Here is a 12,486-nt window from a genome sequence, read left to right as displayed (position 1 = left end):
GTCAGCGCAGATAGGCGCCGCCGTTGATGTCGAGCACGACCCCGCTGAGGAAGGAGGCGGCGGGCGAACAGAGGAAGGCGATCGGCCAAGCGATCTCGTCCGCCGAGGCCACGCGCGGCACCAGCTGCGCGGCCACCGCCGGGGAGGGCTGGCCGGCGATCATCGCCGTCGCCGTGGCGCTGGGGGCGACCGCGTTGACGCCGACGTCGGGCGCCGCGCGGCGGGCCAGCCAGCGGGTGAAGGCGTGGACGCCGCCCTTGGAGACGACGTAATGCGCGCCCGTGGTCGACATGGTGCCGCCGGTCCATCCGGCGACCGATCCGACCAGCACGATCCGCGCGCCGCCGCGCGTCCGCATCGCTGGCAGGAAGGCGCGGGCGAACTGCATCGGTGCCAGCAGATTGACGTGGATGATCTCGTGGAAGGAGTCCTCCCACTCCAGCGAGTCCCAATCGTCGAAGGCGATGGCCCCGGCGTTCAGCACCAGCCCGTCGACGCCGCCGACGGCTTCGGCCAGCGCGTCGATGGCGGCACGGTCACGGACGTCGCAGACATGGGCGGTGGCTCCGGCACCGACCGGCGCCAGCTCCTCCGCCAGGGCCGAGCAGTCGCGGATGTCGGTCAGCACCAGTTCGGCGCCCAGCTGTGCGCAGGCCCTTGCCGTGGCCGAGCCGATGCCGCCGGCCGCCCCGGTGATGAGCACGCGCTTGCCCTTCAACGCGAACGGAGTCGACCCGAATGGAATCGTCATGGCGTCCCTTTCCCTCTGTTTTCTCGCGGAGCTTCGCGCAAGGGGCAGGGCAGGCATCCGGCATCCGGCCTGTCGCCGCGCCTGTGGGCCTTGCCCGACAGGGGATTCGTCGCCCCCGGTCGTGCCTTGGCTGTCCGCTTGTTTTCTGAAAGACCGCTTCTTCTGGAAGATCGCTTTTGAAAGACCGTCCGCTGGACGACCGCCGATCCGTTCGGCGATGCACCGGCCGACGCGTCTCGCGGGCCAATTCATAAGTATGCTGTCAGAAAGCTAACTGTCAGTATGTATACTGTCAATCAGTTTTTCCGAAGATCGGAACCGCGGATTGTCAATGCAACGGATCGACGCCGGGCGGTTTAGGATCGCGCCATTCCCCACATCAGGCAGGAGTCCTCCATGCACCGCGCGTTCAGCCATGACGCCGCGTCGATCGGCATCGTCGGGGCGGGCACCATCGGGACCAGTTGGGCCGCGCTATTCCTCGCCACCGGACGGCATGTGACGGTGGTTGACTCCGACCCGCAGGCGATGGCCCGTCTGCGGCCCGCCATCGAGGCGGTGGCCGGCGATCTGGTGGCGCTCGGCGTCGGCGATCCGCGCTCCCATTGGGACCGGCTGACCGCTGCCGGCGGCGACTGGGGTTCGCTGGCCGGCGTCGATCTGGTCCAGGAGAACGGGCCGGAATCCCTGGCCGCCAAGCGCGCGATCCACGCCGCCGTCGAGGCGGTGGTGCGGCCCGAGACCCTGATCGCGTCGAGCACCTCCGGCCTGATGCCGAGCGACCTGCAGGACGGGGCCCGCCATGCCGACCGCATCCTGATCGGCCATCCCTTCAACCCGCCGCACCTGCTGCCGCTGGTCGAGCTGGTGCCGGGCCGGCAGACGGCGCCCGAGGCGGTGGCGGCGGCCGAAGCGGTCTATCGCGCCGTCGGCAAGGTGCCGGTGGTGCTGCGTCGGGAAATCGCCGGCCATCTGGCGACCCGCCTCGTGGCGGCGCTGTGGCGCGAGGCGGTCTATCTGGTGGAGCAGGGGGTCTGCGATCTCGACGACATCGACCGCGCCATCGCCGCCGGGCCGGGACCGCGCTGGGCGGTGCTGGGGCAGGGGCTGTCCTACCACCTTGGGGGCGGAGCCGGCGGATTGGCCCGCTTTCTGGAGGTGTTCGACGCGCCGATCCGCTCCTGGTGGGACGATCTCGGCAGCCCGGTCTTCGATGCCGACAGCAAGCGGGCGCTGGTCGCCGGGGCCGAGGCGCTGGAGGCGTCGGTCGGCGGGCGCGACGCGCTGATCCGCCAGCGCAACGAGGCGCTGCTTGCCGTGTTGCGCGCGCCGGGCCCGCTCTCGGCCCGGCTTCCGGGCAGCGAGCGGGCGCCGGACTGACGTCTGCCTTGCGGTGATGCCGTACGGGACAGGAGCGGGCGGCGTCAGCGCGCCGCCGCCCGCTCCTCCCGACCGGCCATGGCTTTGCCGGCGGCATCGCTCTTGCCCGCCGCGTGCATGGCCACCCGGTAGGCGAAGACCAGAGCCGGGCCGAGCGTCGTCCCCGGGCCGGGATAGGTGCCGGCCATGATCGAGGCCATATCGTTGCCGCAGGCGTAGAGCCCCTGGATCGGGTCGCCGGACTCGCCGAGCACCTGGCCGTCAACATTCGTCGCCAGTCCGGCGCTGCAGGCGATCTCCGCCGGCCAGACCGCGACGGCGACGAAGGGAGCCGCCTCGATCGGCTTGAGGCACGGGTTCGGCTTGTTCTCCGGATCGCCGTTGAAGCGGTTCAACTCGCTGTCGCCCTTGCCGAAATCGAGGTCGCTGCCGGTCCGCGCGAAGCCGTTGTGCCGGCGCACGCTGTCCGCCAGCCCGGCCGGATCGACGCCGATCTTGCGGGCAAGATCCTCCAGCGTCGGGGCGGTGGTCAGATAGCCGCTCTTCTCGTGCGGCGCCAGGTTCCGGGTGCCGGGATGCACCACACCGAGACCGTACTTGGCGACGAAGGCGGAATCGCAGATCAGCCAGGCCGGCATGGTCGGCACCAGCTTGTGCGAGTCGAACATCGCCTCGACGAAGTCGTGGTAGGACGCGCCCTCGTTCACGAAACGCCGGCCGGCGGCGTTCACCGCGATCAGGCCGGGCTTGGCGCGGTCGAGCGCCAGATGGGGGAACAGGCCCCTCCAGTTCCCCGTCCTGCGCGTCACCGACACCGGCGTCCAGAATGCGCCGCCGCGATGCTGGTCGCCGTCGATCCTCGCGCCGGCCGCCTGGGCCAGGGTCAGCCCGTCGCCGGTGTCGGTTTCGCAGGCCAGCGAATGGACCGGAACCGGCTGCGGCATGAAGGCCTTGCGGAACTCGCGGTTGTGGGCGAAGCCGCCGGTCGCCAGCACCACCCCCTTGCGCGTCCGCACCCGCAGCGTCCGGCCGCCGCTGTCCACCACGGCGCCGACGACGCGGCCGTCCTGGCGGCCGTCCTCCCGCACAAGCTCGCGGATGGCGGTGTCGAGCCGGATGGGCACCTTGTGCTTGCGCAGGCTGTAGAACAGGCGGGCCACCAGCGCGTTGCCCATGGCGATGCGCGTGCCGCGCGGATATTTCAGCCGGTCGGACAGGTAGCGCAGGAACAGCTTGGCCGAATGGGTGAAGTTGGCCGCCGATTTGAAGCGGCCGATCAGGCGGGGGATGTCGTCCTTTCCGACCATCATGCCGCCGAAGATCATGAACTCGCCGATGGGCGGCCGGACCAGCCGGAAATCCTCGCCGAGCAGGCGGCCGTCGAACGGCTTCGGCACGATCGCCCGTCCGGTCACCGCCGCCCCCGCCATGTTCTGCTGATAGTCCGGGTGGCGCCCGCAGGGCAGGAACTGGACGTCGGTGCGGGTGTCGTAATAGTCGATCGCCGCCGGCCCGGTCTCCAGATAGACGCTGCGCAGGTCGCGGCCCTTGGGGCCGCCGACCAGCCGGTCCATGTAGATCTCCGCCTGCTCCGGGCTGTCGTCGTAGCCGGCCCGCCGGCTCTGCGTGTTGCCGGGTATCCAGAGAGTTCCGGCGGAGGTGGAGGCGGTGCCGCCGATCTGCCCGGACTTCTCGCAGACCATCACCTCCAGCCCTTCCAGTGCGCCGACCAGTGCGGCGGCCATGCCGCCCGGCCCGGCACCGGCAACCAGAAGATCGACCTCGGCGTCCCACGCGGTAACTTGTGCCATTCCTTGTGTTCTCCGTTTCCTCCCGCGCGGTCGAAGGCTCTTATCGTCGCTTGACCTTTCGACCGGCTGCGGCCTTGCCGCGTTTCGTGTGTCCATCGGTGACGGCGGGCGGTGCGCCGGTGTCCTCGGCCGTCTCGCGGTCGACGACCAGCCGCAGCGACGATGGCATGGTGTCGTTGTGCAGGTTGACCAGCTGCGTCAGGAGCTGGATGAACGTCTTGCGGTCGGCCGGCCGCAGGGGTTCCAGGATGCGCTCCTGAACCCGCTCGACCGCTGCGGTGACGGTGACCAGCATGTCCCGGCCGGCCGGCGACAGGTACAGAAGCTTGATCCGCTTGTCCTCCTCGCTCGGTCGGCGATAGACGAGGTCCTTGGCCTCCAGCCGCTCGATGACGCCGCCCAGCGTCGAGCGGTCGAAGGCGATCAGCCCCGACAGCCGGGTGGCGTCCACCCCCGGATTCTCGTCGATGGCGACCAGGGCCGCATATTGCACCGAGGTCAGATCGTGGACCGTGCACTCTTCGGTGAAGAGGGCTGTCGAAATCTGCTGTGCCCGCCGGAGAAGATGTCCGGGCTTGGCGTAAAGTTCATCCATGGCCATGCGCGCACCTGTCGATCCTGTTCATGTTGCGGTGATACTCCCATACGGAGGCCGCTGGCAGCACAACCCGCACGACCTGTGCCGTGTTCTTTCGCCATCCCGTCCACACTCTCCAGTGGTCGGCGGGCCAGTGGTCGGCGGGCGCCCCATTCTTCGGGTGCAAAACCGTCCGTCCCACCCGCGATATTGACAGGATGCAATCAGTATGTAAGCTGACATTACGTATGCTGTCAATATTCGCGATGCCCGCTGCAGGCGTCCCGGCTGGACCAATGGGGCCGGTGCGGCGCCGGGCCGGAGCATCGCCGTTCCGCCCGCCATCGGGCTCCCAATCGAGGATCCTCGCATGTCCCCCCTTCGCATCGCCGTCGCCGGTGCCGGCGTCATCGGCAAGACTCACATCGAAGCCATGTCCGACCCCCGGCAGGACGCGCATCCATGCCGGCTGGCCGCCATCGTCGATCCGGGCGAGGGGGCTCGCGCGCTCGCCGAGCGGCACGGGGTGCCGCACCATGCCGACATCGGGGCGCTGCTGGAGTCCGGTGAATTGCCGGACGGCGTCATCGTCGCCACCCCCAACGCCACCCATACGCCGATCGGCATCGCCTGCATCGAGCGCGGCATTCCGGTGCTGGTGGAAAAGCCGATCGCCGACACGGTGGAGGCGGCACGGCGGCTGACGGATGCCGCCGAGCGTGCCGGCGTGCCGCTGCTGGTCGGCCATCACCGTCGCCACAACCCGATTCTGCGGATGGCGCGCGAGGTGATCGGGCGCGGCGATCTCGGCGCGCTGGTGACGGCGACGATCCTCTACACCTTCCTCAAGCCCGACGGCTATTTCGACGCCGCCTGGCGGCGGGAGGAGGGCGGCGGTCCGATCCTGATCAACCTGATCCACGAGATCGACACCCTGCGCTTCCTGTGCGGCGACATCGAGAGCCTGCAGGCCTCAAGCTCCAACCGGAGCCGCGGCTTCGCGGTGGAGGACACCGCCGCGGTGCTGCTGCGGCTGCGCAACGGGGCACTGGCGACCGTCAGCCTGTCCGACGCTGCCGCGACCCCCTGGAGCTGGGACATGACCACCGGCGAAAGCCCGCAATTCGCCCGCCAGCATGTCCCCACCCATTTCTTCTCGGGCACCCACGGCTCGTTGACGGTGCCGACCCTCGAACTCTGGCGTTACGAGGGCGGGCGCGGCTGGCTCGATCCCTTCACCCGGACGGCGCTGCCGCTCAAGCCCGGCAACCCCTATGCTCTGCAACTGGCCCATTTCGCCCGGGTGATCCACGGCGAGGAGGCGCCGTTGGCCAGCGGCGCCGACGCCACCGAGACCCTGCGCGCGACCCTGGCGGTGAAGGAGGCCGCGGCGACCGGCCAGCCGGTCCGGCTGCTGGATGCCTGATGGGGCCGCCTGACGGGGATGGGGCTGCGCGTCGCCGTGCAGCCCTTCCGTTTCCCATCGGCCGTTTCCCATCGGCCGTTCCCCGGATCAGGCCAACGCGGTGTCCGCCTGCCCGGTCGTGACCGGCAGTTCACGGATGGGCGAGAAGGAAGTCGGATACAGGATCCGGTTCTCCATGGTCATGATCATCGGCCGGATCTTGGCCAGACAGCCCTGCCATTGCGCGTTTCCGGCCAGCCGCGCCCGCCTTGCCCGCCGGTCCTCCAGGTCGGCATATGCCCAGAGATGGACGAGCTGGTTCTGGGTGCCGAACTCGGTCACGAAATAACCGAGGAATCCGCCCAGGATCGGCTTCTGCGCCGGCAACCCCTCCGTCTCGTAGATGCGCAGATACTCGGCGAGGCTGACGCTGGTGTGCAGGACATACGTGCGTTCTTCGACGACCACTGGAAACTCCCTGTCGATGCTGTGCCGATGTCGGGGATGGCCGGCCGGTCCCGGCGTCATTGCTTGGCGACGAGGCTGCAGGCCGGGTCGGGCGCCTTCCAGGCCTCTTCCGTCGGAATGGTCGAGACCAGCGTGTAATAGTCCCAGCGCTCCTTCGATTGCTGTGGGGCCTTGACCTGGAACAGATACATCGGGTGCAGCTTGCGCCCGTCGATGCGGACCGAGCCCTGGCCGTAGGCATCGTCGTCGGTCGGCAGCTCCTTCATCCGGGCGACGACCGCACGGCCGTCGGCATCGCTGCCCAGCGACTGGACCGCCTTCAGGTAATGCGTCACCTGCGAATAGACCGAGGCCTGGTAGGCGGTCGGCATCTTGCCGTGGCGTTCGAAGAAGCGCTTGGAGAAGGCGCGGGTCCTGTCGTTCAAGTCCCAGTAGAACGGAACGCTGAGCAGGGTCCCCTGCGCCGCATCCAGCCCGAGCGCATCGATGTCGGTCAGATACACGGTCAGGCCGGCGAATCTCTGGCCGCCGTCGAGGATGCCGAACTCCCTGCCCTGTTTCACCGTGCTGGTGAAGTCGGCGGTGGCGTTGGCCAGCCCGATCACCTTCGCTCCCGATGCCTGCGCCTGCAGCAGGTAGGAGGCGAAGTCGGCCGAATTCAGCGGTGCCCGCACCGAACCGACCACCGTGCCGCCGGACTGCTTCACGATGTCGCCGGCCTGCTTCTCCATGTCGTGGCCGAAGGCGTAGTCGGAGGTGATGAAGAACCAGGAGGTTCCGCCCTGCTTGACGACCGCCCGCGCCGTGGCGTTGGCCAGGGCGTAGTTGTCGAACGCCCAATGCACATGGTTGGGCGAGCAGGAATCGCCGGTCAGCCGGTTGGTGTTGGAGCCGGACACGATGGCGACCTTGTTCTTGTCGCGGGCGATCTCGACCACCGCCAGCGCGACCGAGGAATTGGCGATCTCCGCGACCATGTCGACGCCCTGGACGTCGTACCATTGCCGCGCGATGGCGGCGCCGATGTCGGGCTTGTTCTGGTTGTCGGCGGCGACCACCTCGACCGGCGTGTCGCCGATGCGGCCGCCGAAATCCTCGACCGCCATGCGGGCGGCCGTCACCGATCCCTGGCCCATGATGTCGGCATAGAGGCCGGACTGGTCGTTGAGGACGCCGATGCGGACGACATTGCCGGTGTAGGCGGCCGATGCGGTTCCGCTGGCCGGTGGACCCAGGGTCAGGGCCAGGCCCAGCGCCAGTGCCGGAGCGCGCGTGTTCATGATGTCCCTCCCACGGATTGTCTGTTTTTTGGATGGCGGCGGGCGTGGGGCCGGACGGTTCCGCCGGCCCGGTCGAACCGGGTCGGATCAGGAACGCACGCCGCCTGATCGCACACCACTCGACGACCGCCGCATATTGACAGTATGCGTATAATCAGTGTACATCACGATTGCGTGCTGTCAATAATCAGCTATGCGGCGTTTCCTGCCGCTCCATCGGCCCAGCCGGACAGCAGCGCCTCCGCACCACCCCCACAAACTTGGGATCAGGGACCATGTCGCCAGAACAGAACTATCCGGCGGTTCGCTTCGTCGTCCAATACGGTTTTTGGCTGGCCGTCGTCGCTGGGCTGGCCCCGCTCTTCGTGGCGGTGGTGGCGCTGCTGTCCGGCTGGGGCGGTGGCGCCGCGCTGGTCCTGGCGCTGAGCGCTCCGCTGCTTTTCCTGGTGATGAAGGCGTTCGCGGAGTTGGTCGCCATCATCTCCGACATGCTGCTGCCGAAATAGGCGCCGGGCGGCAAGCTCACACGCAACCGACGGGCAAAACGCCCGCGAAGCACATTCCGGGAGGGAAGAGACCGCATGAAAACCGATCTGGTCGTCATCGGCGCCGGCATCGCCGGGCTGGTCACCGCGAACCGCGCCGCCGAACTCGGACTGGGCGTCGTCGTCCTCGAAAAGGGCAGCGACGACCGCTACCTTTGCAACTCCCGCTACACGGGCGGCGCCTTCCACATCGGCATGCGCAGCCTGAACCGTCCGGTGGAGGAGGTGAAGGACACCATCCGCGGCGAAACGGACGGCTTCGTCGACGAAGCCCTGGTGACGATGCTGGCGACCGAGGCGCCGCGCGCCGTCGACTGGCTGCGCCGGCAGGGGATACGCTTCATGAAGGCGGGCCCGCGCGACTGGCAGGACACCGTGCTGGCCCCGCCGGCCCTGCCGCAGCCGGGATTGAACTGGGAGGGGAGGGGCGGCGACACGCTGCTTCGCACGTTGGGCGGCGCGTTGGAGAAGCGCGGCGGCAGCATTCACCGCGGGGTGCGCGCCCGCGAACTGATGATGGAGGGAGGCCGCTGCGTCGGGCTGCGGGCCGAACGGAACGGCGAGACGCTGACGGTTGAGGCCCGGGCGGTGGTCATCGCCGACGGCGGATTCCAGGGCGACCCGGACCTCGTGCGCGCCCATGTCTCGCCGGCTCCCGAGGCGGTCCGCCAGCGCGGCGCCGGCACCGGCGGCGGCGACGGGTTGCGGATGGCCGCCGCCGCCGGGGCGGCGCTGCGCGGCACGCCCTATGTCTACGGCCACATCCTGTGCCAAGACGCGTTGACCAACGATAAGCTGTGGCCCTATCCGTGGCTCGACGAACTCGTCATGGCCGGGCTGGTGGTGGACAGGACCGGCGCCCGGTTCGTCGACGAAGGCCGCGGCGGCGTCTATGTCACCAACCGGATCGCCAAGCTCGACGACCCCCTGGGGGCGACGGTGATTTTCGACCGCCCGATCTGGGACGGGCCGGGGACCGAATCGATCATCCCGGCCAACCCGCACCTGTCCCGCGTTGGCGGAACCATCATCGAGGCCGACACGCTGGAGGGGCTGGCGGAAAATCTCGGGATTCCCGCCGACCGGCTGGTGGCGACGGTCGCCGCCCACAACGCCGCGGTGGATGGCGGCGACACCGCCGGCCTGACGCCGCCGCGCAGCACCGGCCGCGCGCGTCCCTTCCCGATCCGCAAGGCGCCGTTCCTGGCGATCCGCCTGGTTGCCGGCATGACCTACACCATGGGCGGCATCGCCATCGACGACCACAGCCGGGTCAGGCGCGAGGACGGCACGCCGATCGGCGGCCTGTTCGCCGCCGGAGCGACGACCGGCGGGCTGGAGGGCGGCGACGCCATCGGCTATGTCGGCGGCCTGACCAAATCATCGGTTACCGGGCTGCGCGCGGCCGAGGCCGCCGCCGCCGAGCTTGGGCACGCCGAGCTTGGGCGCGACGGGCATGGCGGGAGCGGGGTGGGGCGGTGAGGCCGGAGATGGAGAGCCCGTCCACCGGCGAATCCCCGGCCGCACCGCCGCTGCTGTGCAGGCCGGTCGCCCTGCGCGGGACGACGCTGCGCAATCCCATCGTCATCTCGCCGATGTGCCAGTATTCGGCGGTGGACGGCGAGGCCGGCGACTGGCACCGGGTGCATCTCGGCCGCTTCGCCATGGGCGGCGCCGGCATGGTGATGGTCGAGGCGACGGCGGTGACCGAGCAGGGGCGGATCACGCCCGGCGATCTCGGCCTGTGGGACGACCGGCAGATCCCCGGTCTGCGCGACATCGCCGGAACGCTGAAGGCGCTCGGCGCGGTTCCCGGCATCCAGCTCGGCCATGCCGGGCGCAAGGCGGCCACCCAGCGGCCCTGGCAGGGGCATGGCCCGCTCGCCGCCGCCGACGCGGCACGCGGGGAACCGCCCTGGCCGGTGATCGGTCCAAGTCCGCTGCCCGTCGCCGACGGCTGGCAGGTGCCGGCGGAGCTGGACCGCGCCGGTCTCGCCGCCCTCGTCGAGGCTTGGCGAACCGCGGCGGCGCGGGCGCTGGAGGCGGGGTTCGAGGCGGTGGAGCTGCATTGCGCCCACGGCTACCTGCTGCATCAATTCCTCTCGCCGCTCAGCAACCGGCGGACCGACGGCTATGGCGGCGATCCGGCAGGGCGCTGCCGCTTCCCGCTGGAGGTGGCGATGGCGGTGCGGGCGGTCTGGCCGGCCGACCGACCGATGTTCGTCCGCATCTCGGCGACCGACTGGATCGAGGGCGGCTGGACCATCGAGGACAGCGTGGCCTTCAGCCGCGACCTGCGGGACGTCGGGATCGACGTGATCGACTGTTCCTCCGGCGGCATGACGGGAGTCTCGGCCACCGCGGCGGCAGTGCCGCGCCATCCCGGTTTCCAGGTGCCGTTCGCCGGGCGGATTCGGCGGGAGGCCGGGATCGCGACCATGGCGGTCGGCCTGATCCTCGACGGCCGGCAGGCGGAAGCGATCCTGCGCGATGGGGAGGCCGACCTCGTCGCCATCGGGCGGGAGGCGCTGGCCGATCCCAACTGGCCGCTGCACGCCCGGCAGCAGCTGTGCGACGGGAGCTTCGACGGCTGGCCGGAACAGTCCGGCTGGTGGCTGGCCCGCCGGGCGCGGACGCTCGACCGCAAGCGGAACTGACGACGCCAGTATCAGACAACGACAGGCGGCGGACCGGCGCGCTCCTCGTGGCGCGGCGCCGGAAGCCTGCCCATTGGAAAAGGGATCGAAATGAACGCGGATGTCGTTCGCGAAGAGACGGACATCGTGGTGGTGGGCGGCGGCGGCTCCGGCCTGACCGCCGCCATTTTCGCCCGCCGGGAAGGCGCGCGGGTCATTCTGCTGGAGAAGCACACGGAGCTGCGCGGCAGCACCGGCCTGTCGATCGGGTCGATCACCGCCACCGGCACCCCCCATCAGCGCCAGGCGGGCATCGTCGACGATCCGCAGGCCCATTTCGAGGATATGGGGAAATTCGCCGCCAAGTTCGCCGGCGACCGGGCGGCGGCGGCCGACAATGAGGAACTGCGGCGCATCCTGGTGGAGAATGTTCCGGCCAGCGTGGACTGGCTGATGTCGCTGGGAGTGACCTTCTACGGTCCGATGCCGGAGCCGCCGCACCGGCAGCCGCGCATGCACAATGTGCTGCCCAACTCGCGGGCCTACATCTATTTCGTGGCGCGCGAGGCGCGCCGCGTCGGCGTCGACGCGCGGGTCAACGCGACGGTGGAGCGGCTGCTGGTGGAGGATGGCCGCGTGGTCGGCGTGGCGGCCCGGATCGACGGGCGGCCGCACGAATTGCGCGCCCGCCGCGCGGTCGTCCTGGCGACCGGCGACTACTCGTCCAGCCCGGACTGGAAGCGGCGCTTCAACCCGGCGGTCGCCGAGGTGGACGGCGTGAACACGACGAACGTCGGCGACGGACACCGGTTCGGCGAGGAACTCGGCGCCGAAGTGAAATTCGGGGAGGTCGTCTACGGCCCGAACCTGCGCTTCATGCCGCCGGCCAACCCCAGCGCCCTCCTGCGGCTGCCGCCGCACCGGCTGCTGACCGGCGCCATGCGCCTGGCCCTGGAAAGGCTGCCGACCTGGAGCCTGCGCCCCTTCATCCTGTCCTTCGTGACCACCTATCTCAGTCCGGAGCCCTCGCTGTTCCGCGAGGGGGCGATCCTGGTCAACAAACGCGGCGAGCGCTTCGCCGACGAACTGGACCGCCCGAACTACGCCCTGGCCGAACAGCCCGACAAGGTGGGCTACATCGTCTTCGACGACGAGGTGGCGCGCAGGTTCGGCAAATGGCCGCACTTCATCTCGACCGCCCCCGGCGTCGCCTACGCCTACCTCCAGGACTACAAGCGGACGCGGCCGGACCTCTACCATCGCGGCCGGTCGATCGAGGAGTTGGCGGCCTCCATGGGGGTGCCTGCCGCGGCATTCGGCAAGGCGATCAGCGCGCACAATGCCGCTCCCGGCGGTCGGCCTCCCATCGGCAAGGGGCCGTTCCATGCGCTGGGACCGGTCAAAAGCTGGATCATCCTGACGGACGGCGGCCTGACGGTGAACCGCAACCATCAGGTGACGCGCGGTGATGGGCAGGCGATTCCGGGCCTCTACGCCGTCGGGTCGGTCGGGCAGGGCGGTCTGCTGCTGGAAGGGCACGGCCATCATCTGGCCTGGGCCTTCACGTCCGGCAGACTCGCTGGCATTCATGCGGCTCGCACTGATGCCGGAATCACGACGCGACGGTGAAGTT

11 protein-coding genes are annotated in these 12,486 nt (G+C 69.7%); 6 read left to right on the top strand and 5 right to left on the bottom strand.

The features are described 5' to 3' along the window. Nucleotide 1 precedes the first annotated feature (1 nt). Nucleotides 2-751, bottom strand: a complete 750-nt coding sequence (locus DS837_RS17810) for an SDR family NAD(P)-dependent oxidoreductase (RefSeq protein WP_149165988.1) — start codon at nt 749-751, stop codon at nt 2-4. Between the two features lie 396 nt (nt 752-1,147). Between DS837_RS17810 and DS837_RS17805 the strand changes: the two genes are divergently transcribed. Next, nucleotides 1,148-2,131 carry a 3-hydroxyacyl-CoA dehydrogenase family protein gene (locus DS837_RS17805; RefSeq protein WP_149165987.1) on the top strand — a complete coding sequence of 328 codons (984 nt, stop codon included), beginning with the start codon at nt 1,148-1,150 and terminating at the stop codon, nt 2,129-2,131. Nucleotides 2,132-2,175: 44 nt separating this feature from the next. Here DS837_RS17805 and DS837_RS17800 read toward each other — a convergent pair whose 3' ends face one another. After that, nucleotides 2,176-3,942, bottom strand: a complete 1,767-nt coding sequence (locus tag DS837_RS17800; RefSeq protein ID WP_149165986.1) for an FAD-dependent oxidoreductase — start codon at nt 3,940-3,942, stop codon at nt 2,176-2,178. Nucleotides 3,943-3,982: 40 nt separating this feature from the next. After that, a complete protein-coding gene (locus tag DS837_RS17795) occupies nt 3,983-4,537 on the bottom strand; it encodes a MarR family winged helix-turn-helix transcriptional regulator (RefSeq protein ID WP_149165985.1) in 555 nt (184 codons plus the stop codon). A gap of 352 nt (nt 4,538-4,889) precedes the next feature. On the opposite strand from DS837_RS17795, the gene DS837_RS17790 reads away from it, so the two are divergent. Then, entirely contained in the window at nt 4,890-5,945 is a 1,056-nt protein-coding gene (locus DS837_RS17790; protein ID WP_149165984.1) for a Gfo/Idh/MocA family protein, read from the top strand. A gap of 87 nt (nt 5,946-6,032) precedes the next feature. Here the strand turns inward: DS837_RS17790 and DS837_RS17785 are convergent, their stop codons facing one another. Further along, nucleotides 6,033-6,392 carry an NIPSNAP family protein gene (locus DS837_RS17785; protein ID WP_149165983.1) on the bottom strand — a complete coding sequence of 120 codons (360 nt, stop codon included), beginning with the start codon at nt 6,390-6,392 and terminating at the stop codon, nt 6,033-6,035. Between the two features lie 56 nt (nt 6,393-6,448). Beyond that, nucleotides 6,449-7,672, bottom strand: a complete 1,224-nt coding sequence (locus tag DS837_RS17780; protein WP_149165982.1) for an ABC transporter substrate-binding protein — start codon at nt 7,670-7,672, stop codon at nt 6,449-6,451. A 275-nt stretch (nt 7,673-7,947) separates the two neighbouring features. Here DS837_RS17780 and DS837_RS17775 point away from each other — a divergent pair, with 275 nt between their 5' ends. The 4 genes from DS837_RS17775 to DS837_RS17760 all read left to right on the top strand — a co-directional run bounded on the left by DS837_RS17775 (nt 7,948) and on the right by DS837_RS17760 (nt 12,482). After that, on the top strand, nt 7,948-8,178 hold the full coding sequence (locus DS837_RS17775) for a hypothetical protein (protein ID WP_149165981.1): 231 nt from the start codon (nt 7,948-7,950) through the stop codon (nt 8,176-8,178). A 75-nt stretch (nt 8,179-8,253) separates the two neighbouring features. Continuing rightward, a complete protein-coding gene (locus tag DS837_RS17770; protein WP_149165980.1) occupies nt 8,254-9,699 on the top strand; it encodes an FAD-dependent oxidoreductase in 1,446 nt (481 codons plus the stop codon). A gap of 8 nt (nt 9,700-9,707) precedes the next feature. Continuing rightward, nucleotides 9,708-10,874, top strand: coding sequence for an NADH:flavin oxidoreductase/NADH oxidase (locus tag DS837_RS17765; protein WP_149165979.1), 1,167 nt, complete (start codon nt 9,708-9,710; stop codon nt 10,872-10,874). 90 nt (nt 10,875-10,964) lie between these two features. Beyond that, nucleotides 10,965-12,482 carry an FAD-dependent oxidoreductase gene (locus DS837_RS17760; protein WP_149165978.1) on the top strand — a complete coding sequence of 506 codons (1,518 nt, stop codon included), beginning with the start codon at nt 10,965-10,967 and terminating at the stop codon, nt 12,480-12,482. Nucleotides 12,483-12,486: the final 4 nt, after the last annotated feature.

The organism is Azospirillum brasilense, from assembly GCF_008365405.1.
In the GTDB taxonomy this organism is placed as follows: domain Bacteria; phylum Pseudomonadota; class Alphaproteobacteria; order Azospirillales; family Azospirillaceae; genus Azospirillum; species Azospirillum brasilense_D.
This window is presented reverse-complemented; position numbering and strand designations above follow the sequence as displayed.

Bases quoted from the DNA above. Each gene is read 5' to 3' on its own strand.
- DS837_RS17810 (WP_149165988.1), bottom strand. From the start codon at position 751: ATGACGATTCCATTCGGGTCGACTCCGTTCGCGTTGAAGGGCAAGCGC.
- DS837_RS17805 (WP_149165987.1), top strand. From the start codon at position 1,148: ATGCACCGCGCGTTCAGCCATGACGCCGCGTCGATCGGCATCGTCGGG.
- DS837_RS17800 (WP_149165986.1), bottom strand. From the start codon at position 3,942: ATGGCACAAGTTACCGCGTGGGACGCCGAGGTCGATCTTCTGGTTGCC.
- DS837_RS17795 (WP_149165985.1), bottom strand. From the start codon at position 4,537: ATGGATGAACTTTACGCCAAGCCCGGACATCTTCTCCGGCGGGCACAG.
- DS837_RS17790 (WP_149165984.1), top strand. From the start codon at position 4,890: ATGTCCCCCCTTCGCATCGCCGTCGCCGGTGCCGGCGTCATCGGCAAG.
- DS837_RS17780 (WP_149165982.1), bottom strand. From the start codon at position 7,672: ATGAACACGCGCGCTCCGGCACTGGCGCTGGGCCTGGCCCTGACCCTG.
- DS837_RS17775 (WP_149165981.1), top strand. From the start codon at position 7,948: ATGTCGCCAGAACAGAACTATCCGGCGGTTCGCTTCGTCGTCCAATAC.
- DS837_RS17770 (WP_149165980.1), top strand. From the start codon at position 8,254: ATGAAAACCGATCTGGTCGTCATCGGCGCCGGCATCGCCGGGCTGGTC.
- DS837_RS17765 (WP_149165979.1), top strand. From the start codon at position 9,708: ATGGAGAGCCCGTCCACCGGCGAATCCCCGGCCGCACCGCCGCTGCTG.
- DS837_RS17760 (WP_149165978.1), top strand. From the start codon at position 10,965: ATGAACGCGGATGTCGTTCGCGAAGAGACGGACATCGTGGTGGTGGGC.